18 protein-coding genes are annotated in these 23,099 nt (G+C 67.4%); 8 read left to right on the forward strand and 10 right to left on the reverse strand.

The genetic code is table 11. From position 1 onward, the window contains the following. Positions 1 to 174: 174 nt before the first annotated feature. From ABUA28_RS00875 to metG, 4 genes are read right to left on the reverse strand one after another with little or no spacing between them, the layout of a single operon-like run. Complete coding sequence (locus tag ABUA28_RS00875; RefSeq protein WP_349901884.1) at positions 175 to 1,110, reverse strand: 4-(cytidine 5'-diphospho)-2-C-methyl-D-erythritol kinase; 936 nt, start codon at positions 1,108 to 1,110, stop codon at positions 175 to 177. Between the two features lie 9 nt (positions 1,111 to 1,119). Beyond that, positions 1,120 to 1,980 (reverse strand): 16S rRNA (adenine(1518)-N(6)/adenine(1519)-N(6))-dimethyltransferase RsmA, encoded by an 861-nt coding sequence (rsmA, locus tag ABUA28_RS00880; protein ID WP_349901885.1) that lies wholly within the window; start codon positions 1,978 to 1,980, stop codon positions 1,120 to 1,122. Between the two features lie 16 nt (positions 1,981 to 1,996). Further along, positions 1,997 to 2,905 (reverse strand): TatD family hydrolase, encoded by a 909-nt coding sequence (locus tag ABUA28_RS00885; RefSeq protein ID WP_349901887.1) that lies wholly within the window; start codon positions 2,903 to 2,905, stop codon positions 1,997 to 1,999. Between the two features lie 12 nt (positions 2,906 to 2,917). After that, complete coding sequence (gene metG, locus ABUA28_RS00890) at positions 2,918 to 4,501, reverse strand: methionine--tRNA ligase (protein ID WP_349901888.1); 1,584 nt, start codon at positions 4,499 to 4,501, stop codon at positions 2,918 to 2,920. Positions 4,502 to 4,599: 98 nt separating this feature from the next. Between metG and ABUA28_RS00895 the strand changes: the two genes are divergently transcribed. Together ABUA28_RS00895 and ABUA28_RS00900 are read left to right on the forward strand one after the other, a co-directional pair. Further along, positions 4,600 to 5,901: an LCP family protein gene (locus ABUA28_RS00895; RefSeq protein ID WP_349901889.1), complete on the forward strand. Its 1,302-nt coding sequence runs from the start codon at positions 4,600 to 4,602 to the stop codon at positions 5,899 to 5,901. 58 nt (positions 5,902 to 5,959) lie between these two features. Next, on the forward strand, positions 5,960 to 6,679 hold the full coding sequence (locus ABUA28_RS00900) for a hypothetical protein (protein ID WP_349901891.1): 720 nt from the start codon (positions 5,960 to 5,962) through the stop codon (positions 6,677 to 6,679). Here ABUA28_RS00900 and rsmI read toward each other — a convergent pair. Further along, positions 6,676 to 7,494 (reverse strand): 16S rRNA (cytidine(1402)-2'-O)-methyltransferase, encoded by an 819-nt coding sequence (gene rsmI, locus ABUA28_RS00905; protein ID WP_349901892.1) that lies wholly within the window; start codon positions 7,492 to 7,494, stop codon positions 6,676 to 6,678. The two genes, ABUA28_RS00900 and rsmI, sit on opposite strands and share 4 nt — an antisense overlap. Before the next feature lie 53 nt (positions 7,495 to 7,547). On the opposite strand from rsmI, the gene ABUA28_RS00910 reads away from it, so the two are divergent. From ABUA28_RS00910 to ABUA28_RS00930, 5 genes are all read left to right on the forward strand, one after another. Continuing rightward, positions 7,548 to 9,224 (forward strand): dolichyl-phosphate-mannose--protein mannosyltransferase, encoded by a 1,677-nt coding sequence (locus tag ABUA28_RS00910; protein ID WP_349901894.1) that lies wholly within the window; start codon positions 7,548 to 7,550, stop codon positions 9,222 to 9,224. A gap of 147 nt (positions 9,225 to 9,371) precedes the next feature. Then, positions 9,372 to 12,935, forward strand: coding sequence for a hypothetical protein (locus ABUA28_RS00915; RefSeq protein WP_349901896.1), 3,564 nt, complete (start codon positions 9,372 to 9,374; stop codon positions 12,933 to 12,935). A gap of 87 nt (positions 12,936 to 13,022) precedes the next feature. Then, positions 13,023 to 14,360, forward strand: coding sequence for an O-acetylhomoserine aminocarboxypropyltransferase/cysteine synthase family protein (locus ABUA28_RS00920; protein ID WP_349901898.1), 1,338 nt, complete (start codon positions 13,023 to 13,025; stop codon positions 14,358 to 14,360). Next, positions 14,360 to 14,929 (forward strand): CoA-binding protein, encoded by a 570-nt coding sequence (locus ABUA28_RS00925; RefSeq protein ID WP_349901900.1) that lies wholly within the window; start codon positions 14,360 to 14,362, stop codon positions 14,927 to 14,929. The genes ABUA28_RS00920 and ABUA28_RS00925 overlap by 1 nt, the downstream gene beginning before the upstream one ends. Before the next feature lie 2 nt (positions 14,930 to 14,931). Beyond that, positions 14,932 to 15,798: a sulfurtransferase gene (locus ABUA28_RS00930; protein WP_349901901.1), complete on the forward strand. Its 867-nt coding sequence runs from the start codon at positions 14,932 to 14,934 to the stop codon at positions 15,796 to 15,798. A 23-nt stretch (positions 15,799 to 15,821) separates the two neighbouring features. Here the strand turns inward: ABUA28_RS00930 and ABUA28_RS00935 are convergent, their stop codons facing one another. Next, the gene (locus ABUA28_RS00935) at positions 15,822 to 17,801 is read right to left on the reverse strand and encodes a thioredoxin domain-containing protein (protein WP_349901903.1); all 1,980 of its coding nucleotides are present in this window, start codon (positions 17,799 to 17,801) and stop codon (positions 15,822 to 15,824) included. Positions 17,802 to 17,887: 86 nt separating this feature from the next. On the opposite strand from ABUA28_RS00935, the gene ABUA28_RS00940 reads away from it, so the two are divergent. Next, a complete protein-coding gene (locus tag ABUA28_RS00940) occupies positions 17,888 to 18,646 on the forward strand; it encodes an MBL fold metallo-hydrolase (RefSeq protein WP_349901905.1) in 759 nt (252 codons plus the stop codon). Positions 18,647 to 18,650: 4 nt separating this feature from the next. On the opposite strand, the gene ABUA28_RS00945 is transcribed toward ABUA28_RS00940, so the two are convergent. From ABUA28_RS00945 to ABUA28_RS00960, 4 genes are read right to left on the reverse strand one after another with little or no spacing between them, the layout of a single operon-like run. Next, positions 18,651 to 19,478 (reverse strand): aldo/keto reductase, encoded by an 828-nt coding sequence (locus ABUA28_RS00945; RefSeq protein WP_349901907.1) that lies wholly within the window; start codon positions 19,476 to 19,478, stop codon positions 18,651 to 18,653. After that, entirely contained in the window at positions 19,475 to 20,596 is a 1,122-nt protein-coding gene (locus ABUA28_RS00950) for a bifunctional 2-methylcitrate synthase/citrate synthase (RefSeq protein WP_349901909.1), read from the reverse strand. Before ABUA28_RS00950 ends, ABUA28_RS00945 begins: the two co-directional genes overlap by 4 nt. A 29-nt stretch (positions 20,597 to 20,625) precedes the next feature. Beyond that, positions 20,626 to 21,537: a methylisocitrate lyase gene (gene prpB / locus ABUA28_RS00955; protein WP_349901910.1), complete on the reverse strand. Its 912-nt coding sequence runs from the start codon at positions 21,535 to 21,537 to the stop codon at positions 20,626 to 20,628. A gap of 33 nt (positions 21,538 to 21,570) precedes the next feature. Continuing rightward, positions 21,571 to 23,079 (reverse strand): MmgE/PrpD family protein, encoded by a 1,509-nt coding sequence (locus tag ABUA28_RS00960; protein WP_349901912.1) that lies wholly within the window; start codon positions 23,077 to 23,079, stop codon positions 21,571 to 21,573. Between the last annotated feature and the right edge of the window lie 20 nt (positions 23,080 to 23,099).

Consider the following 23,099-nt stretch of genomic DNA (forward strand, 5'->3'; position numbering starts at 1 on the left):
CATCCCGACATCCTGCCGTCATGCGCCCTCGCTCGTGGCAATCCATCCACACCCCTCCTCGTCGCGAAGGATTGTTGGCGATTTCCGCCCTAAAACAGACGTTTTGGGGCGGAAATCGCCAACGATCCGGAAAGGAGCGAGAGGGAACGGGAAGGGAGAAGCGCGCGGATGCCGTCAGTCGCCGACGAGGCGGGCGCCGTGCACGGGGCCGGTGGCCCGCACCACCGTAAGGCGGGCCGCACTCAGCGCGATCTGCAGCTCGAGCGCGTGGTCGAGGTCCTCCGCGAGGAACGCCACGGTCGGCCCGGAGCCGCAGATCATGCCGGCGAGCGCGCCGTTCTCCTCGCCCAACTCGATGATGTTTGCGAGCTCCGGTTCGAGGTGCAGGGCGGGTGCCTGCAGGTCGTTGTGCAGCACCTCAGCGAGCATGGTCGCATCCCCGGCGCGCAGGGCCTGCAGCACGAGGGCATCGACCTGCGGCTGCACCTCGACGGGGAAGATGTCCTGCGAGTGACGCTCGCGGTGACGATCGAGTTCCGTGTAGACCTCCGGGGTGCTCATGCCGAACTCGGCGAAGGCGAACACCCAGTGGAATACTCCCTTGGCCAGTGCCGGGCTCAACTCATCGCCGCGCCCCGTGCCGATGGCGGTGCCGCCGTTGAACGTGAACGGCACATCCGCGCCGAGCTGTCTGGCGAGCTCGAGCAGGTCCTCGCGCCCGAGACCCGTGCCCCACAGCGTGTCGCAGGCGAGCAGTGTTGCCGCGGCATCCGCTGAGCCCCCGCCCATTCCACCGGCGATCGGGATGTGCTTTTCGATCTCGAGCCTGACCCCGCGCCTGTAGTCGGCCTTGCGGGCGAGCAGCCTGGCCGCCTTGATCGCGAGGTTCGATCCGTCCGTGGCGAGCGACGAGGAGTCGATCGAGCCGGAGAACGAGACGGAGAAATCGTCGGCATGGTAGGCGCGCACCTCCTCACACAGCGACACCGCCTGGTACGCCGTCGCAACGTCATGGAATCCGTCGTCGAGAAGTGACCCCACCTTGAGAAAGACATTGATCTTCCCCGGGGCCCGTGCGTGCACAACCTGTGGCGCGGCCGAGGTGGTCATGAGTCCAACCTAGTCGACCCTTTTGGGGCCTCGGTGCACACGAGCGCGGGCGATCGCAACAAAGTTGTCTACCGTGAGCTGTTCGCCGCGCAGGGTCGGGGCAATACCGGCCGCTTCCATAACCGCGGATGCCTCGGCGCTGCCCCCGAGAACCCCCGCGAGCGCCTGCCGCAGCATCTTCCGTCGCTGCTGGAACGCCGCATCCACGAGTTCGAAGGTCGAGAGCCGCTCCTCTTCCGTTCCGAACGGCTCCGTCCTCAGCCTGAAGGACACGAGGATCGAGTCGACGTTGGGGACCGGCCAGAACACCTGGCGGCTGACCTGGCCCGCGACGGCCCAGGTGCCGTACCAGGCGGCCTTCACGCTCGGACTCCCGTAGACCTTCGACCCTGGGGCTGCAGCGAGGCGCTGACCGACCTCGGCCTGCACCATGACGAGCCCGGCGGTGATCGCAGGAAAATGCTCCAGAAAGTGCAGCAGCACCGGCACCGAGATGTTGTATGGCAGGTTGGCGACGAGCCGGGTCGGCGTGCCGGGCAGCTCGGTGATCTTCATCGCGTCCTGCGTCACGACGGTGAGCGCGGCGCCCGGCTGCATGAGCTCGACTGTCTTAGGCAGCTGTGCGGCCAGCCGCGCGTCGATCTCGACCGCCACGACGGATGCCCCGGCCTCCAGGATGCCCAGGGTCAGCGAGCCGAGCCCAGGCCCCACCTCGACGACGCGCTCGCCCTCGCTCACGCCCGCGATCCGCACAATGCGGCGCACGGTGTTGGGGTCGATCACGAAGTTCTGGCCGAGCTTCTTGGTGGGCTGGATGCCCAGCAGCTCGGCGAGGTCGCGCACCTCCGCCGGCCCGAGCAACTCGGCCATCAGGCGATCTCGCACATCAGGCGAGGTCCGCCGGGTCGATGGCCTCGTCGTAGGGCGAGCCGGCGTCCTGCGTGATCGGCTCCGCGTTCCACTGCCCGTAGACGAGCTCGGTGTTCGAGGAGATCTGCGCCGCGAGCATCGACGCGTCGGTGCCGAGGTGTGCCGCCATCGCCCTCAGCGTGTGCGGGATGAGGTACGGAGAGTTGCGGCGGCCGCGGAACGGAGTCGGTGTGAGGTAGGGCGCATCCGTCTCGATCAGGATCTGGCTGCGCGGTACCACTTCGAGCGCCTCGCGCAGGTAGCCCGCATTCTTGAAGGTGACCGTTCCGGAGAACGACAGGTACCATCCGTTGTCCGCACAGATCCTGGCGAGCTCGGCGTCCCCGGAGAAGCAGTGGAACACCGTGCGCTCCGGTGCGCCCACCCGGCGCAGGGTCGCGAGCACGTCGTCGTGCGCATCCCGGTCGTGGATCTGCATGGCGAGGTCGTGTTTCTTCGCGATCTCGATGTGCGCCTCGAAGGAGCGGAACTGCGCGGCGCGTCCAGACTCGTCCGTGCGAAAGAAGTCGAGTCCGGTCTCGCCGACGGCACGCACCCGTGGTCTCGCTGCCAGGGCGTCGATCTCGGCGAGCGCCGCATCCAGTTCGCCCGCAGCCTCGTAGCGCGGTGCCTCGTTCGGGTGGATGGCCACGGCGGCGAGCATCCGCGGCTCCCTGGCCGCCATCTCGGCCGACCAGCGCGAGGTCTCCAGGTCGCCGCCCACCTGCACGATGCCGCGGACACCGACGCTGCTCGCGCGGTCCAGCAGCTCGAGATGGTCGAGCGAGTCCGCCCATCCGTTCGGCTCGAGATGGGTGTGGTTGTCGTACACGGGCACGACGAGCGCCTCCGGCAGCGGCGGATAGCTCGTGTCGCGCTCAGTCATCGGCTCGTCCCGTCACCCCTCCGGAGTCTCGATCCTCGGGAACAGGGCCTCCAGGGCGCTCACCCGACTGCCGACCGGGAGCTGCCCCCAGCGAGACGAATCCGAGATCAGCTGGTCCTGAAGGGCACCGAGCGCCGCGGTCGCGCCCAGCGCATCCCACAGCTTCGTCGTGGCCTGCGGGATGACGGGCGACAGCAGAACGGCAAGGGCGCGCAGTCCCTCGGATGCGGTGTAGAGCACCGTGCCGAGCCTCGCGCGGGTCCCGTCGTTCTTGGCCAGCACCCACGGCTCCTGTGTGGTGATGTATCCGTTGAGCTCGTCGACGATGACCCAGATCGCGGCGATGGCCTCGTCGATCGCGAGACGGCGCATGGCGGCGTCCGCCTGGATGTAGGCGACCGCGAGCGAGGACTGCACCTTCACGTCCACGTCGAGGTACTCGGCCGGAGCGGGCATGACCCCGTCGTAGTAGCGGTTCACCATCGCCACGACGCGGGAGGCGAGGTTTCCGAAACCGTTCGCGAGCTCCGCCTGGTACCTGGCCGCGAGATCCTCCCAGCTGAACGAGCCGTCCTGCCCGAAGTGGATGGCGCTCAGGAAGTAGTAGCGGAACGCATCCGCTCCGAAGGTGTCGGTGATCTGCTGCGGTGCGATACCGGTGAGCTTCGACTTCGACATCTTCTCGCCGCCGACGAGCAGCCAGCCGTGGCCGAAGACCTGCTTGGGGGGCTCGAGCCCGGCCGCCATGAGCATGGCCGGCCAGATCACGGCGTGGAAGCGCGCGATGTCTTTGCCGACCAGCTGGGTGGCCGGCCAGCGACGATCGAAGTTCTCCTGGTCGGTGCCGTAGCCGATCGCGGTGATGTAGTTGAGCAGCGCGTCGAACCAGACGTACAGCACGTGGCTGTCGTCCCAGGGCAGCTTGATGCCCCAGTCGAAGCTCGAGCGAGAGATGGACAGGTCGTCGAGGCCGCCCTTGACGAACTGGATGATCTCGTTTCGCACGCTCTCCGGCTGCACGAAGTCCGGCTGCTTCTCGTACAGGTCGAGCAGTTGCTGCTGGAACTGGCTCATCTTGAAGAAGTAGTTGCGCTCCTTGAGCACTTCCACAGGAATCGAGTGGATCTTGCAGACCAGCTGGCCCGCGTAGTCGCCCTCGGCCGTCTCGAGCAGGTCGTCGAGCTGCTTGTACTCCTCGCAGCCGACGCAGTAGTAGCCCTCGTACTCGCCGGAGTAGATGAAACCGTCGTCGTGCAGCTTCCCCAGGAACGCGACGACGGCGCTCTCGTGGCGCTCGTCCGTGGTGCGGATGAAGTCGTCATTGCGGATGTCGATGGTCTTGAGCAGAGGCTGCCAGGCATCCGCGACGAGCTTGTCCGCCCACGCCTTTGGGGTCGTGTCGTTCGCGACCGCCGTGCGCAGGATCTTCTGCCCGTGCTCATCCGTGCCCGTGAGCAGCCAGGTGTCATCGCCGCTCTGCCGATGCCAGCGAGCGAGCACGTCCGCCGCAACTTCCGTGTAGGCGTGGCCGATGTGCGGCACGTCGTTCACGTAGAAGATGGGCGTCGCAATATAGAAGGAGTTACGCGCGGCCATGCAGAACATCCTAATTGGCGGATGCTCGCGCTCACCGACGTGTGACACGGCCTCAGCAATCCCGGCCTCCTCGCAGACTCCGCGCTTAAGGTGGGGTGATGACAGGCGCGCAGCCACCGGCCGGACGACGAGCGGCGAACGCACGAGTGGTGCGCCACGGCCAGCAGAAGGTTCGCGGGCCGTTCGCTAACGCGATGCGCCTGCTGGGGATCATCGTCGCGGTGGTCGCGGTGAGCAGCGCATCGATCGCGGGGTTCGCGGTCTGGAACCTGGCCAGCAGCGCCAAGCCGGGCATCCATCTCACCCACATCAAAAAGGGTCCGAAGATCGACGTCGCCAACATCGGGGCGATCGAGGGCGGCGTCAACATGCTGCTCACCGGCACGGACACCCGCTCAGGGCAGGGCGGAGCGTTCTCGACGAAGGACGAACTCGCCGGCAGCTCAGGGCTCGGCAACAACGACGTGACGATGCTCATCCACATCGCGGCGGACCACCGGAGCGTCACGGTCGTGAGCTTTCCCCGCGACCTGATGATTCCGATACCGTCGTGTCCGCGAGCCGCAGGGGGCTCATACCCCTCAGAGCGCTCAGCCATGCTCAATTCCACTCTCGCCCGCGGCAACCTGCCCTGCGTTGTCCTGACCATCGAGAAGCTCACCGGGCTGGAGATTCCGTTCGCGGCGAAGATCACCCTCGACGGCGTGATCGCGATGTCGGATGCCGTGGGCGGCGTCGACGTCTGCGTCGCGACCCCGATCAACGACCGGTACGTCATCCCCGCACTGCATCTGACCGCGGGCGAACACACCCTCATCGGCCCTGAAGCCCTCTCGTTCCTGCGCAGCAGGCACGGACTCGTGGGCGGAAGCGACCTCGCCCGCATCAGCAACCAGCAGCTCTTCATGTCTGCTCTCGCACGCAAGGTGACGAGCGCGGGAGTGTTGAGTAACCCCATCGAGCTGTACTCACTCGCAAATGCCGCGGTGAAGAACGTGACGCTGTCCGACACCCTGACCAACCCGACCGCTCTCGTGGAGATCGCGCTCGCGCTCAAGAACGTCGGCCTGTCGAACATGGTCTTCGTGCAGTACCCCGCCGTCACCGACCCGGCCAACGCCAACCGGGTGGTGCCCCAGTCATACGCCGCAGCAGCCCTGAACGCGGCTCTCCTGGCCGATCAGCCGGTGCAGCTGAGCGGCAAGACCGGCGGAGGGACGGTGCTCGCGCCGTCCACACCGGCACCGCCGCCCCCCACCGCGCCGGACACCACGTCGGCCACGGGCGCGGCCACGACGCCACCGGCCACGACGCCGGCGCAGGATGCTGTCGTGCTTCCCTCGAGTGTCACCGGCCAGACGGCGGCGGACCAGACCTGCTCACGAGGCCAGGGGCGCTAGACGCGTCGGCTCTGCATCCGGCGGTGCTCAGCAGGCCGCTGGCGATTACGCTCTCGCTATGACCTCCGACGACGAGCTTCGCGAGTTGCGGCGCGCCGCCTTCGGCAGGTCGAGCACCCCGGATGAGCAGCGCGAGGCCGAGAGGCGCCTGGCCGAGATCGAGGCCGAGAGTGCCCGCGCGGAGCCCACGGCGGCGGAGCTCGCGAGCACCGAGTACGTCGTTCCCGCGGTCGATGTGCCTGAGCCCCTCGCAGCTCCGTCGCTGGACGCGCCCGACGACGACGAACCAAACCCGAGCCGCAGCGTACGCGCGATCTGGCTCGTGCCGGTCATCCTCGTCTCGCTCGTCGTCGGAGCCATCGGTGGTTCCCTCTGGCGGCCAGCGCCACCCGCGGTGACGCCCCGCGCACCCTCGAGTTTCGCCCTCGGAACCGATAGCTCGGGGCAGCCGGGGGGCGACCTCGTGGCCGCGGACACCATTCTCGCGAAGCCACGGAGGGCCCGGGACGCGTTCCCGCTGCCGACCCTCGTGCAAAACCTCGACCAGAACTCGACTCGCTACCTCGGAGGAGCCGCCGGCGCCCTGCAGCTCTGGGCGGGGCTCAACTCGGACGCCGAGCTGTGCCTGCTCCTCTACGAGGCGTCGAACCAGTCGGGGGCGGCGAGCTGCGTGACACCAGACAACTTCACGGCCCACGGAATCACGCTCGGTTTCAACCAATACCAGGTGTCGTGGGACGGCACCGGATTCGACTCGTTCCTGCCGTTCGGGGATTAGCCACGCGCGGCGAGCGCACCCTCGTAGAGCTCGCGTCTGCTGAGCCCTGTGGCCTCGGCGACCTCGGCGGAGGCATCCTTCAGGCGGATGCCGTCGGCCACGAGTCGAAGCACCTGCGCCACGCCGTCGCCCAGGTCGGCCTCGCCCACGACGGCACCCTCGACCACGATGCAGATCTCGCCCTTGATTCCGCCGGCGGCCCACTCGGCGAGCTCCGCTGCGGTGCCGCGTTTGACCTCTTCGAACAGCTTGGTGAGCTCGCGCACCACCACGACGCGGCGATCCGCGCCGAACGTGTCTGCGACATCCTTGAGGCTGTCGGCCAGCCGGTTCGGGGACTCGAAGAACACCATCGTGCGCTCCTCGCGCGCGAGACGCACGAGCGCCTTGCGACGGTCGCCGCCCTTGCGCGGCAGGAAACCCTCGAAGCAGAAGCGGTCGGTTGCGAGCCCCGACACGGCGAGCGCCGTCAGCACCGCGGACGGCCCCGGCAGCATCGTGACGCGCACCCCGGCAGCCGCGGCGGCGCTCACGAGGGAGAAGCCGGGGTCGCTGATCGCCGGCATGCCCGCGTCGGTCAGCACCAGCACATCCGTGTCTCTCGCGAGCTCGACGATCTCGGCGGCCTTCGCCACCTCATTGTGCTCGTGCAGCGGGATCAGCCGCGGGTGATTCTCGATGCCGAGGGCACGCATCAGGTGGATGGTGACGCGGGTGTCCTCCGAGGCGATCACCGTTGCAGAGCCGAGCGCCTCGACCAGCCGTGCGGATGCGTCGCCGAGATTGCCGATCGGGGTCGCCGCGAGGATGATCACGACTCCATCCTCCCATCCGTGCGTTCACCACCCGACTGGTTAGCATTGCCTCTGTGACCCGCGGCCCCGACGACTTCGAATCGATCATTTCCGGGGTGTCGTCGGGAATCGCACCGAAGGCTCGGGTGTGGCGGGCCTCTGCGGCCGCTTCCGACGACCCCGCGAGAACAATGGAGCTCAGGATCGACCGATGGTGGGGGCGGATGCTCCAGAACCCGATGCGGATGCGGCTCTGGTACTGGGGCGGCCCGCTGGCGGTCACGCTGCTCGCCGCGGTGCTGCGACTGTGGAACCTCGGGGCTCCGAAGGCTCTCGTGTTCGACGAGACTTACTACGTCAAGGATGCCTGGAGCCTCCTCCACCTCGGCTACGAGGGCAGCTGGCCCGCAGAGGCCGACCCGAGCTTCATCACCGGGCACGTCGACATCTTCACGAGCGTGGGCGGCTATGTCGTGCATCCGCCGCTCGGCAAGTGGCTGATCGGGCTGGGCATGGCCGCATTCGGCGGCGACAACAGCGTCGGCTGGCGCATCAGCACGGCGATTGTCGGCATCGTCGCGGTGTTCGTGGTCGCGATGATCGCGCGCGAGCTGTTCAAGTCCACCCTGCTCGCCACCATCGCGGGTGGCCTCATGGCGATCGACGGCAGCGCGATCGTCATGTCGCGGGTGAGCCTGCTCGACAACTTCCTGATGTTCTTCGCGCTGCTCGGCTTCTGGGCGATCCTGAAGGACCGCAGGCAGAGCGCGGGCAGGCTCGCGCTGTGGATGACCCAACGCGCCAAACGCGGACTGCACACCGACTGGGGTCCCGCGCTGTGGTGGAGACCGTGGCTCATCACCGCGGGGCTCATCTTCGGGCTCAGCGCCGCCATCAAGTGGAACGGCGCCTACTTCCTTGCCGCATTCGCCGTCTACACCCTGATCGTGGATGCCGTGGCCAGGAGGCGGGCAGGCATCACTCTGTGGGCGAGCGGCACCGCGTTCAAGCAGGGACCGACGAGCTTCCTGCTGACGGTGCCCATCGCTGTCGCGGCCTACCTCGTGAGCTGGACGGGTTGGTTCGTCACGAACGGCGGCTACGGCAGGCATTGGGCAGACACCGCGGGCAATGCACTCACCGGCGCGTTCGCCTGGATTCCGCACTCCCTGCAGAGCTTCTGGCACTACCAGGTGATGGCGTATGACTTCAATGTGGGGCTGCACACCGCCCACCCCTATGCGGCCAATCCGCTGGGCTGGCTGCTCATGATCCGTCCGACGAGCATGTACTACGTCGGCTCCTCTCACGGCGAGAACGGCTGCACCTCGAGTCACTGCGGCGCGGCGATCACCGACATCTCGAACCCGCTGATCTGGTGGGCCGCCGTCGCCGCGGCGATCTACCTGCTGTATCGGCTCGTGCGCTGGCGCGAGTGGCGGGCCGGTCTCATTCTCACCGGCATCGCCGCGGGATACCTCCCATGGATGCTGTATCTGGACCGCACGGTTTTCCAGTTCTACACCATCGCGTTCGAGCCCTATCTCCTGCTTGCGCTCACGGCGGTTATCGGGCACGTTCTGGGCTCACGCCACGATCCGCAATGGCGACGATTGAGCGGCATCCGTCTCGTGGCGATCTTCCTCGGGTTCGCCGTTCTGCTCAGCGCATTCTGGTATCCGATGTGGACGGCACAGCAGGAACCGGACTGGTTCGTGTACCTGCATTACTGGCTTCGCAGCTGGATCTGAGTCCACACTCCCTGATCAGCAAAAATTGCGGGTAGGTCAATATACCTGACAGGTAGTAGCATACGAACGCATTCTTACCCGATGCATACCCGACCCTGCAATCATCGGATGCCTACCCGATCATTGTCTTACCCCAGGACATTTCCCGTGCGCATTGGCAAAATCGGTGGCGCTGTCGCCACACTCGCTCTGGTCTCCGCGATGGTCTTCGGTGGAGTCGAAGTCGCACACGCTGCCGGCATAACGCTGGCACCGTTCGATTCGAGCGGCGCGACCAACGCGAGCCTGCACAGCACGAGCCAGCCCAAGATCCATGGCACCGCGAATCCGGACGCAGCGATAACGGTGAACGTGAGCAATCCGGAAGCGGCGGACACCACCTACTGCACGACGGTTGCGGACCCCCTGGGCTCCTGGTCGTGTCCGACGGGCGTAGACGTGCACCTCGGTACGAACACTTTCACCGCGACGGATGGCACCACTTCGGCCTCGAACCCACCCATCATCGTCTACGGCGCGGACGGCCCATCGCTGACCAGCCCGCACTCGGGCTCCAGCGTGCTGCCAGAGTACCCGGTGTTCTCCGGGACCGGTCCAGCGCGCGGGTCGATCTCCGTGCTCGCGAATACCGGTGGCACGGTTTGCACTGTCGCAGTCGTGCCCGACTCCGGGCAGTGGAGTTGCTCATCGAGTTCGACACTCGCCGACGGGGCCAACGGGTTCACCATCACCAGTTCGACTCCGGGATATCCCAGCGACACCTTCTATTCGAGTACCAGTGCCACCGTTCCCGTGACCGTGTCGGAGATGACAGCGCCCACCGTGAACTACGTGGTGGGTTACGCGACCGCAACGTCCACGACGACGACGACGTTCGGCAACGCCGCGATGGGGACCGAGCTGTATTCGGTCACGGAACCGGGCGGTGCCGGAACCGGGTACCTGCGGTCGTCCAACCCGAACCGGAGCTGCGGCCCCATGGTTGCGCCTGGACCGCTCGCCTGCAACTTCGGCATCCTGGCTCCCGGTATCTGGGAGGTGCATTCGTTCCAGTACGTGGGAGAGATGACCCCGGTGTCCCGGAATGACTTCTTCCGCGTTCCCGAGGCCCCGACGATGACGGCATATCCCCAATCGGATGGCTCGGTCGCGTTCAACGGGACCGGCACGGACGGCGACGTCGTCACCGTCACGACGACCGGCGGGACGGACGGCGGCACGGTCGCCTGCACGGACATCGTCGCCGGCGACAACTGGTACTGCTCCGCATCCGCTACCCCGGGCACTCACTCGTATCACGCGTCGCAGGCCGACCAGGGCTGGACACCGTATCCGGATGCGGACAGCTCTGGCAATGTCGACGGGTCACCGCTCGGCGTGGTCCTGAGTGGGCGTTCGGCGCTGTCGCAGACGCAGACCGTGACCGTCGTCACCCCACCGACACCGCCCGCTCCACCCACCATGAGCTATGACCTCGGCTACGGCACGGGGTCGTCGACGGCCACCGGACCGACGGGTGCCCTTGTCCACACGGAGCTCTACTACGTCACCGAGCCCGAAGGGCCCGGCCAGGGGTACTCCTTCGACCAGCCGGTCGTGACCTGCGCCCCCGCTTCGGAAGTCTCGGGCCCGGACGCGGCGGGCGTGATGGGTCCCGCGGCCCTCGCCAACGTCGCCGCAGGCCCCCAGACACTCGCGGCCGACACACACCCGTCCGTGATGCCCTGCGACTTCGGCACTCTCGCCCCGGGAATCTGGAACGTCTACTCCGGCCAGAGTGTCGACGGTCTGAACTCCCCGATGCAGAACGACTTCTTCCGCATCCCCGTCGCACCGACCATGACGGCGCAGGGTGCCGAAGACCAGACCGTGACCTTCTCCGGAACCGGTACGACGGGAGACATCGTCTCCGTCCTCGACGACAGCGACGCAACGGTCTGCTCCGCCACCGTTGCCGCGGGCAGCTGGAGCTGCACGGCGGCCGCGCCCGCGGGCACACACACCTACCGCGCATATCAGCTCGACCAGGGCTGGGCCCCGTACACGGATGCGTCCGGAGACGTGGGTGGCGACCCCCTCGGCACCGTGCTGAGTGGCAAGTCCGCACTGACGAACACGGTGCCCGCGACCGTACCTGCCGCCGCGCCCACCACCCCCACCACTCCCTCAGACCCCACGACTCCCATCCCCTCTGCGACCCCGACGCCGCCGACGCCCTCCCCCTCACCGACTGCGTCCCCCGCGCCAACCCCGTCCCCCGCGCCAACCCCGTCCACGACGCCGACCCCCTTCTCCTGGCTGCTCACCGTCACGGGTGCCGACGGACCGCTGCGCTCCGGCGACACCGTGACGCTCAGCAGCACGGGCCTGCCCTCCGGGTCGATCGTGCAGCTGTTCTTCCACTCGACCCCGATCGATCTCGGCAGCGTCACCGTCGCGCAGGACGGCACCTTCAGCAAGGCGATCGTCGTTCCCGACGGCATCGACCCCGGCGCACATCACTTCGTCGCCACGCTCACGGCGCCCGGCAGTCCCGCGTCCACCGTCGAGTCCCCCGTCACCATCGCCCCATCAGAGGAGCTGAACACGCTGGCGGTTCCCCCGGCCGCGACGGACACCGCAAAGGATGCCGCAGCAGGCACCGCGAGCGGTAAGGCCGGGCGCGTACCAGGGACTGACGCCCGCAACACGCTCAGCGCGCCGAGCTCGTTCACGGGCGCGCTTCCCACGCTCGCAACCCTGTTTGAGAACCCGGTCACACTTGCTGTCGCAGCGGGCTTCGCGCTCGCGATCCTGCTGCTCGTCGCCCTGCCGACCGAGCTCCTCGACAGCGCGGTCAGTTCCAACCTCGATCGCTTCGGGCCCTTCCTCAGCCGCGCCGGTTCGTGGGCGGAGCGCGCCACCGACTGGCTGAATCGAGTCACGCACGGCCAGGCCGCCTCATCCGCGATCATGATCGTGCTCTCGTCGATCATCTTCGGCTTCGCTGACCCCGACTACGGGTTCAACCTCGTCTCGCTGAGGCTCACCCTCTCGATCATCGTTGCCCTTTTCGTGGTGTACTACATCGCCCCGCGCATCAGCGGCACCATTCTCAAGAGGCGCTGGAACCTCACGAGCGGGGTCTCGATCCAGCCGATCGCTCTCGTCTTCGCCATCATCGGTGTCGTCATCGGTCGCCTGCTCGGCTTCTCACCCGGGTTCCTCATCGGCATGGCCATCGGCCTCGAACTCGCCGCGAACGCCAAGTCGCTGCACAAGGCCCGGTCGATGGCGATGCAGGTCGCCGTGATCGTCGGCCTCGCGCTGCTCGCCTGGGTCGGCTACAGCCTCATCGCGCTCGCGATCGGCAACAGCGAGGGCTCGGTGTTCACCGGACTGGTACAGGATGCCCTCAGCACGATCACGGCGGAGGGCCTCACCGGCATGCTGCTCGGGCTGTTCCCGCTCGCCTTCTTCGAGGGCAAGGAGGTCTGGGACCACTCGAAGTGGCTGTGGGCCACGCTGTTCCTGGTCACGGGAACCGCGTTCTCCCTGCTCGTGCTGCCGACCGCGATCGCCCCGGACGAGATCGGTGAGTCCCTGCCGGTCTGGCTGCTCGTGCTCGGCTGCTTCACCGTGCTCTCGATCGGAGTGTGGCTCTGTCTCAAACTCACTGCGAAGCCGGAGAGCGAGAGCGCCGAAGCGGTGCAGGAGCGCGTCGACGCCTGAGTGACGTTCCGGGCGTACCCGCCCGTTGTGTTACCTCCCGTGGCGTCACAAAGTCCATCCCGTGGCGTGCTCCGGTAGCGTGAATGCATGGCAGATCACGACCCCGCAGACACCAATAGGGCAGGCACAGACCGCACCGACAGGGAGTGGGGCTTCCGCACCCGGTCCATCCACGCGGGTAACGTCCCGGATGCGGTGACGGGCGCCAGGGCACTGCCGATCTACCAGACCACCGCCTTCGTCTTCGATGACACCGCGGATGCCGCGGCCAGATTCGCCCTGCAGAAGTACGGCAACATCTACTCCAGGGTCGCCAACCCGACGGTCGCGGCGTTCGAGGAGCGCGTCGCGAGCCTCGAGGGCGGCCTCGGCGCCGTCGCCACCTCGAGCGGGCTCTCGGCGCAGTACATCACCTTCGCCTCCCTCGCGGGCGCGGGCGACCACATCGTCGCATCCGCGGGCCTCTACGGCGGCTCGGTCACCCAGCTCGACGTGACCCTGCGCCGCTTCGGAGTGGACACCACCTTCATCCCCGGGACGAACCCGGAGGACTACGCGGCGGCGATCACCGACAAGACCAAGCTGATCTTCGCGGAGTCGATCTCGAACCCGTCCGGCGAGATCGCCGACATCGAGGGCCTCGCCGAGGTCGCGCACGCCGCAGGCGTTCCGCTCATCATCGACTCGACCTTCGCCACGCCATACCTCAACCGTCCAATCGAGTGGGGTGCCGACGTCGTGCTGCACTCGGCCACCAAGTTCCTCGGCGGCCATGGCACGACCATGGGCGGCGTTGTCGTCGAATCCGGCCGCTTCGCGTGGCACGGTGACAGGTTCCCGCTGTTCGACGTGCCCGTGCACACCTACGGCAACCTCAACTGGTCGGGCAACTTCGGGGAGTACGCGTTCCTCACCCGCCTGCGCGCTGAGCAGCTTCGTGACATCGGTCCCGTGCTCGCCCCGCACTCCGCCTTCCTGCTCGCGCAGGGCGTCGAGACGCTCCCGTTCCGCATGGAGGCGCACGTCGCCAACGCCCGCATCGTCGCGGAATGGCTCGAGGCCGACCCGCGCATCGAGTTCGTCAACTGGGCCGGGCTTCCCTCCCACGTGCACTTCGAGCGCGCCAAGCGCTACCTGCCCAAGGGTCCGGGTTCGATCTTCAGCTTCGGCGTCAAGGGCGGTCGGGATGCCGGGCGCATCTTCATCGAGTCGGTTAACCTGGCCAGCCACCTGGCCAACGTCGGCGACGCGAAGACTCTCGTGATCCATCCGGCCTCCACGACCCACGGCCAGCTCACCGAGCAACAGCTGGTCGACGCCGGGGTGCTGCCGGGCCTCGTGCGTATTAGCGTGGGAATCGAAGACCCCGAAGACATCATCTATGACCTCGACCAGGCTCTGGCCCAGGCGACGGAAGGCAAGTGATGAGTACAGCAACCGTGACATCCCAGTTGGCCAACGGCCTCAGCTGCGCCCTGCCCGCGGACTCCCCGCTGGCGAAGCTGCTGCGATCCCAGCGCACCTGGGTCGGCCCGAGCGCGAAGGAGAGACTGAAGCTGCTGCAGGGCGCCAAGTCCGTGGCGATCGTGGGCGCATCGCCCAACAGCGCACGCGCGAGCTACTTCGTGGGCACCTATCTGCTGCAGTCCAGCAAGTACCGCGTGTACTTCGTCAACCCCAACGCGGACGAGATCCTGGGACACAAGACCTACCCCGACCTCGCCTCGCTGCCCGAGGTCCCGGACATCGTCGACGTGTTCCGCAAGGCCAGCGACATTCCGTCGGTCATCGACGACGTGCTCGCCATCGGCGCACCGACCATCTGGGTGCAACTCGGAATCTGGAACCAGGATGCCGCGGAGTACGGCGAGAGCAAGGGCCTCAACGTCGTCATGGACCGCTGCATCAAGATCGAGCACGCCAGGTTCAATGGCGGCCTCTACCTGCTCGGATTCGACACCGGGGTGATCTCGGCCCGCAAGACCGCTCGCTGACCATGCCCGCCCCCCTCCTGACGTCCCCGTTGGTGTCGACCCAGTGGCTCGCAGACCACCTGGGCAGTGAGAAGCTCATCGTTCTCGACGCCACCGTGCACGTGGTCTCCACGCCGCATCACGGCCATGTCAGCGGGCACGAGCAGTACATCCTCACGGGCCATGTGCCAGGGGCCTTCTTCGCCGACCTGCTCGAGACCTTCTCGGACCCGGATGGCCGGTTCCCGTTCACGAAGCCGGATCGCGCCAGGTTCGAGGCCGCGGTCGGGGAGCTGGGGATCGACAACGACACGACCGTGATCGTCTACGACGCCGCGGTCGGCCAGTGGGCATCCCGCATCTGGTGGCTATTCCGCAGCTGGGGGCACAACCGGGTCGCGGTGCTGGATGGCGGACTCGGCAAGTGGACGGCAGAGGGGCGCGAGACCGAGATCGGCCACCGCGAACCGACGCCCGCCGTGTTCACGGCCACGGAGCACCCGGAACTCTGGGCGGACAAGGCCCACGTCGAAGCCGTCGCCGCAGGCTCGGTGCACGCCGCGCTCGTCTGCGCGAGCCCGCCCAAGGACTACAGCGGCGAGATGTCACCGCGCTCTCGCGCGGGGCACATCCCGGGCAGCGTCAGCATTCCCGCTGGCCGCCTGGTCGATCGCGGCAGCAACGCGGTTCTCGACGAGGACGAGTTGCGCGAAAGGTTCGGCCCCGTGTTGGAAGACGAGCAGATCATCACCTATTGCTCGGGGGGCATCGCTGCGGCCGCTGATGCTCTCGCACTCACCCTGCTCGGCCACCACAATGTCGTCGTCTACGACGGCTCGCTCAACGAGTGGGCGGCAGACCCTGACGCTGCGCTCGTCGTCGGGGCGTAACAGCTCGGTGCTTAGGTCGGTGCCTAAGCTTCTTCTTTCAACGCACTCGCCAAGCCAGCCGGGTCGGTGAGCGGCAGACGGCAGACGAAGTCGCGACAGAGGTACGCGGTCGCGGTGGGCTCACCGGTGACCCTGTCCGGCTGCGTGGTGCGGGCCTCGAACAGCTCGAAACCCGCGTTCGCGAACGACGCGGCCGCCGCATCCGTGAGCACTGTGGTCACCGCGCCGCTGCGGTACCAGCCACGCGCATGGGCTGCCATCGCCGAGCCGGCGTCGCCCACGACCACGAGCTGGGCCGCGGGCGCGGTGAGTCCGGTCATGAGCGCGAGCGCTGCGCCGAAACCGACAGGCTGCGTCACGGCGAGCGGCGCACAGCGTTCCATCGCCCCTCGCGCGGCCGCGAGATATCGGCCTTCCGCCGTGAGCAGGTACAGCTGGTGTGCAGCGGATGCCACGGCGCTCGATCCCGAGGCATAGGCACCCTCAGACGGATCGGCCTGGATCGCGACGCCGTGGCCCGCGAGCACGGGGTCCGCTCCCCCGGGCACCGCGAACGGCAGCACGTCGGCGGCCTCGCCTGTCGCCTCGGCGGCTGGCACCTCGGCGAGCGTCGCATCCACGAGCTCCCGCCCCGCCACGGCGTACCGGGCCTCCCCCGTCACGACGCCCAAATGAAGGAATGCGCGGGCGAGCATCCCGTAGTCCTCGAGCGTCGCCCTTGCGGCAGAAGGTCTCTCGCCGACGGAGGCGCGGATGAGCGTCACCGACTCCTTCATTTGGGCGGCGGCAGAGGTGGCACTCGAAGCACGCACGACGTGGTGCTCGAGCAGGAAGTCCGCTGCTCCTCGTGCCGCCTCCACCCAGTCACTGCGACCCAACACGAAGCCGGCCTCGGCGAGCGCGTCGATCGCGAGTCCGTTCCAGCCGCTCAACACCTTCTCGTCGAGCCCGGGAGTCGGCTGTGCCGCGCGCGCCGCGGCGTCGAGCACGTAATACCCGCCCTCGACGCGGACGCCGTCCACGGTGCTCTCGCTGTCCTGCGCCGAGGCAAATGCCCCGTTCGGAAGCCGCAGTACGTTCACCAGGAAGCGTGCAATCCCCTCACACACCTCGACCGCGCGCTCCCGGCTGCCCGGTGCGAGCTGAAAGAACTGCGAGAGCTGTGACAGTCGGGCGTACACGCTGAGCAGCTGCGCGTTGTCGTAGAGCATCCGCTCGTAGTGCGGCTCCGACCAGTCCCGCCGCGTCGCGTAGCGGAAGAACCCGCCGTCGATACCGTCGCGCAGCGGAGAATCCGCCATCGTCAGCAGGGTGCGCTCCGCGAGCTCGAGCGCCGCGGAGTCTCCGAGGGAGCCGCGGTCGAGCAGGAACAGCAGCACGGGCACGACGGGAAACTTCGGCGCCGTTCCGAATCCACCAGAACTCTTGTCTTCGTACTCGAGCAGCTCGCGCACGACCCGCGCGAAATCGTCGTCGCCGGGCAGCGCACCACTCGCGGTGTCACGCCTCACGGCGAGCGCCTCGACCACCTGTGCAGCGCTGCCCTCCACCGCGCTTCGACGATGCGTCCAGGCGTCGGCGACCGCCTCCAGCACGTCGCGGAACGAGGGACTTCCGCCCACGGCCGCCGGCGGCCAGTACGTCCCGGCGAAGAAGGTCCTGCCCTGCGGCGTGACGAACACGTTGAGCGGCCAGCCGAGGTTCTGCGTGAACGCGCTGGCGGATGCAAGATAGCTGGAGTCGACATCCGGATACTCCTCGCGATCCACCTTGATCGCGACGAAGTGCTCGTTGAGGTAGACGGCGAGCACCGGGTCGCTGAAACTCTCCCTGGCCATGACGTGACACCAGTGGCAGGTGGAATAACCGATCGAGACGAGCACGGGCACATCGCGCCGCGCGGCCTCCTCGAACGGCTCGGAACCCCACTGCTGCCAGGCAACGGGGTTGTCGGCGTGGGACCGGAGATAGGGGCTGATGGCGTCCGCGAGACGGTTGGGCATGCTCTCACGCTACCCGCGCTCGTGCCGAGCGAGCATGGTCGTCGTCATATCAGCGACGTGAGCGCGCGCGAAGCTAAGCTCGAACTGTGCCTACGACAGCCATCACCCTCATTGGCGGGCCCACCGTGCTTCTCGAGTGGGCCGGCCTGCGAATCGTCACCGACCCGACCTTCGACGCCCCGCAGAGCTACGAAGACCCGGGCAGCACTCCGCTCGTGAAAACCGCCGGCCCCGCGATCCCGCGTGAGCGACTGGGGCAGGTCGACCTCGTGCTGCTCAGCCATCACGCGCACAAGGACAATCTCGACTACGAGGGCCTGGAACTGCTCGCGACGGGCGTGACGACGCTCAGCACGCGCAAGGCGAGCATGGATCTCTTCGGCGGAAGCGTTGTCGGGCTCGACTCGTGGGAGAGCTACACCGTCGGGGATGCCACTGTCACCGCCGTGCCCGCGCTGCACGGTCCTCCCGGATCCGAGCGCTTCGTCGGACCCGTCATCGGCTTTGTGCTTGAGGCAGCGGACGCGCCGACCATCTACGTGAGCGGCGACAACGCCTCCGTGCCGCTGGTCGAGCAGATCGCGGACCGCTTCTCCCCCGTGGATGTCGCCATCCTGCACGCGGGAGCGGCGCGCGTTCCGGCGATCGACGCAGCACTCACCCTCACGGGAACGGATGCCGTCGCGGCCGCGAAGGCATTGCAGGCCGCGAAGGTGGCCATCGTGCACGCCGAGGACTGGAAGCACCTCTCCGAGGACCGCGCGACCGTGGATCAGGCCTTCGCCGACGCGGATCTCGCCGAGCTGCTCGTGCAGCTGCCGCGCGGCGAGCGCGTGGAGCTGTAGCGGGCTACTTCACCTCGAAGGGGTCTCCACCCACGCGCCCCGCACGCTCCATCGCGGTGATCGAGGCCTGCTCGGCCGCGCTCAACTCGAAGTCGAACAGCGCGAAGTTCTCGGCCATCCGCTCGCGGTGGTTCGACTTGGGGAACACGATGTGACCCTGCTGCAGGTGCCAGCGCAGCACGACCTGCGCTGCGGACTTGCCGTGCGTCTCCGCGATCGCCGCGATCTCGGGCAGCTCGAGCAGTGGGTACTTGCCCTGCCCGAGCGGGCCCCAGGCCTCGGTGCGGATGCCGTGCTCCGCTCCGTACGCGGTCACCGCGGGCTGCTGGTGATACGGGTGCAGTTCGATCTGGTTGACGGCCGGCACGGTGTCGGTCTCGGCGATCACCCGTTCGAGGTGCGGCACCATGAAGTTCGAGACGCCGATGCTCACGGTCTGCCCCTTGTCGCGAATCTGCTCGAGCGCGCGCCACGACTCCACGTAGCGGTCCTGCGCAGGGCTCGGCCAGTGGATCAGGTACAGGTTCACCCGCTCGAGCCCGAGCTTGTCGAGGCTGCGCGACATCGCGTCGTAGGCGGACTGGGTGCCCTGATCGGCGTTGTAGAGCTTGGTCGTCACGAACAGCTCGTCGCGCGGGATGCCGGATGCCGCGATGGCGCGACCGACACCCTCCTCGTTGCGATAGATGGCGGCCGTGTCGATGTGCCGGTAGCCGGTTTCGAGCGCGTCGGAGACGATCCGCTCTGCCTCGTCCGGTTCGACCAGGAATACGCCGAAGCCGAGCTGGGGAATCTCTGTGCCATCGTTGAGCGTGACGGTGGGAACGGTCATGACAGGTGCCTTTCTTCTGCGCCGTTGTAAGCGCTCAATGGGCGGATGAGTGCGTTGGATGCCTGCTGCTCCATGATGTGTGCCGTCCAGCCGACGATGCGGCTGGCCACGAACAGCGGCGTGAACATCTCGGTGTCGAAGCCGATGAGCCGGTAGACCGGGCCACTCGGGTAGTCGAGGTTGGGCTTGATGCCCTTGCGGTCGCCCATCGCCTTCTCGAGTGTGTCGTAGAGCTCGCCGACGTCGTGACGGTCGAACTCTGTGACGAGGGTGTCGAGCGCGGCCTTCATCGTGGGAACGCGGGAGTCGCCGTTCTTGTAGACGCGGTGCCCGAAGCCCATGATCTTGCGCTTCTCGGCGAGCGCGGCGTCCAGCCATCCTTCGACCTTGTCTGCCGTGCCGATCTCGTCGAAGGCGTGCATGACGGCTTCGTTCGCACCGCCGTGCAGTGGACCCTTGAGGGCGCCGATCGCACCGGTCACCGCCGAATACAGGTCGGCGAGGGTGGAGGTGATGACCCTCGCCGTGAAGGTGCTCGCGTTGAAGGAGTGCTCGGCGTAGAGAATCATCGAGATGTCGAAGGCGTTGACCACCACGAGGTCGGGCACCTCGCCGAAGGTCATGTGCAGCAGGTTCGCAGAGAAGCCGAGATCGTCGCGGGGCTCGACGAGTTGCTCACCCCGACGGCGACGCTGGTCGTAGGCCAGAATGCTGGGCAGCTGCGCGAGGAGATAGACGGCGCGACCCTCGTTGAGTGTGCGGTCCTGGATACCGTCGGGATGGTTCAGAGTCGGGTCCGTCGCACCGATCACGCTCACAGCGGTGCGGATGACGTCCATCGGGTGTGCCGTGAGCGGCAGCTCGTCGATGACCCGCTTGGTGCGCGGGTCGAGGGGGCGCAGCGAACGTTCGAGCTTCTCGAACTCCTCGAGCTGCGCGGGAGTGGGCAACTCCCCGTGCCAGAGCAGGTACGCCACCTCCTCGAAGGTGCACTTGTCGGCCAGTTCCTGCACGGGGTAGCCGCGGTAGAGCAGCGAATTGCTCTCGGGGTTGACCTTCGAGATCGCCGTATAGTCGACGACGACCCCGGCGAGGCCCTTGTGGATCTCTTCGCTCATGTCAGTCCTTCTCGGTTCAGTTGTCGCTGTCAGAGTGACCGGTTGCGCTCGAGGGTGAAGTTGAACACCCCGGAGTCGAACGTGCCGTACGACTCATAGTCCAGCAGTTCGTATAGTCGCGCGCGAGTCTGCATGTCGGCGACGGCGGCCTGCTGTGTGCCCTCGGACGCGATCAGGTCGAGCGTACGCTCCGCCGCCCCCATTGCGCTGCGCAGCAGGGTCACGGGGTAGATGACGATGTTGATGCCGACGTCCGCGAGCTGCCGGGTGGTGAACAGCTCGCTCTTGCCGAACTCGGTCATGTTCGCGAGGATCGGCACGTCCACGGCGGCTCGCACGGCCTCGAACTCGGCCAGATCCCGCATGGCCTCGGGGAAGAGGGCGTCGGCCCCGGCATCCACGAGCGCCTTGGCCCGATCGATCGCGGCGGGCATTCCATCGATCGCGCGGATGTCCGTGCGCGCCATGATGAGCAGGTTCGGGTCGCGCCGCGCCTGGGCCGCAGCCCGGATGCGCTTGGTCGCGGTGCCTTCGTCGACAACGGCTTTGCCGTCGAGGTGTCCGCACCTCTTCGGGTTCACCTGGTCTTCGATGTGGATGCCCGTGACACCCGCGTTCTCGAGCTCCTGCACGGTGCGCGCGACGTTCATCGGCTCGCCGAAGCCGGTGTCGGCGTCGACGAGGGTGGGCAGCGATGTCATCCGGTTGATCTGCTGGGCCCGCCCCGCGACCTCGGTGAGGGTGGTGAGGCCGATGTCGGGCAGGCCGAGGTCAGCGGAGATCACGGCGCCGGAGATGTAGACGCCCTCGAAGCCCTTGTCTTCGATGAGCTTCGCGCTCAGCGGGTTGAACGCCCCCGGATAGCGCAGCAATTCTCCCGTGGCGAGGTGTTCACGCAACAGCTGCCGCTTCGTGGCCGGGGTGATGTGCGAGTACAGCACGTTAGGACCCTGCTTTCTTGAGGAGGTGGACCACTAGAAGATGCCCTTCGTCGTTGAGGCAAACGGTACGGCGGGAGTGACGGTGAGTCCACCCAATTCTGCTGCACCCAGTTCGGGGAGGCGCTGCACCGTCTCGAGGAATCGCTCGATCTCTGCCCGCTCGAGCACGCCATCCGCCAACGTCCTGAACTTGCCGATGTACTGCTCGCGCGCGAACGGGCGTGCTCCGAGCGGATGCGCGTCGGCGACGGCGATCTCGTCGACGATGCGGGTTCCGTCGGCCAGGTCGATCTCGACGCGGCCGCCGAAGGCCTTCTCCCTCGGGTCGAGCGAGTGGTAGCGGCGGGTCCACTCGGCATCCTCTTCGGTGCTGACCTTGTGCCAGAGCGCGACGGTGTCCGGGCGGGCGGCGCGCTCCGGCGCGTAGGAGCGCTCGTGGTGCCACTCGCCGTCCTGCAGTGCAACCGCGAAGATGTACGGGATCGAGTGGTCGAGGGTCTCGCGGCTGGCGGTCGGGTCGTACTTCTGCGGGTCGTTCGCCCCGGAGCCGATCACGTAGTGGGTGTGGTGGCTCGTGTGCAGCACGGCACGCGTGACGTTCCCGGGGTCGCGGAGTTCCGGATGCTGCCGGCCGAGCCTGCGGGCGAGGTCGATCCAGGCCTGGGCCTGGTACTCGGCGGAGTGCTCCTTCGTGTAGCTGTCGAGGATGGCGCGCTTGGCCTCGCCGCGCTCGGGCAGCGGCACCTCGTAGCGGGAGTCTGGACCGTCGAGCAGCCAGGCGATCACTCCGTCTTCGCCCTCGTAGATGGGCGTGGGGCTGGTCTGGCCGCGCATCGCCCGATCGACGGCCTCGACGGCCATCTTGCCCGCGAAGGCCGGCGCGTAGGCCTTCCAGCTGGAGATCTCGCCCTTGCGGGACTGGCGCGTCGCCGTGGTCACGTGCAGCGCCTGGCCGATCGCCTGGAAGATCGCCTGGGTGTCGAGACCGAGCATGGTTCCGATTCCCGCGGCCGCGGACGGACCGAGGTGGGCGACGTGGTCGATCTTGTGGGCATGCAGGCTGATGCCCTTGACCAGGTCGATCTGGATCTCGTAGCCGGTGGCGATGCCGCGAATCAGCTCGTGTCCGCTCACGCCCAGGTGCTGGGCCACGGCGAGAATCGGCGGGATGTTGTCGCCCGGGTGCGAATACTCCGCGGCGAGGAAGGTGTCGTGGTAGTCGAGCTCGCGCACGGCGACACCGTTGGCCCAGGCCGCCCACTCCGGGCTGTGGCGTCCGTCGACGCCGAAGACCGTGGAGCCCGCACCGCCCGTGGAGACCGGATGCGCCTCGGCCTGCGCCCGCGCGGCGAGCGCCGATGCGCGGCCGAGAGACGCGGTGGCGACGGCGGCGTTGTCGATGATGCGGTTGACCACCATCTCGGCCACCTCATCCGTCACATCGACCGGGTCGGTCGCGACCTCGGCGAGCTTCCACGCGAGCTGGCCGTCGCGGGCCAGATTCTCGTCACTTCTGTGTGTTCGGACCTCATGTAGCTGCACGCCTCCAGCCTAGGTGGCGA

This window comes from Parafrigoribacterium humi (genome assembly GCF_040227205.1).
Taxonomy (GTDB): domain Bacteria; phylum Actinomycetota; class Actinomycetes; order Actinomycetales; family Microbacteriaceae; genus Parafrigoribacterium_A; species Parafrigoribacterium_A humi.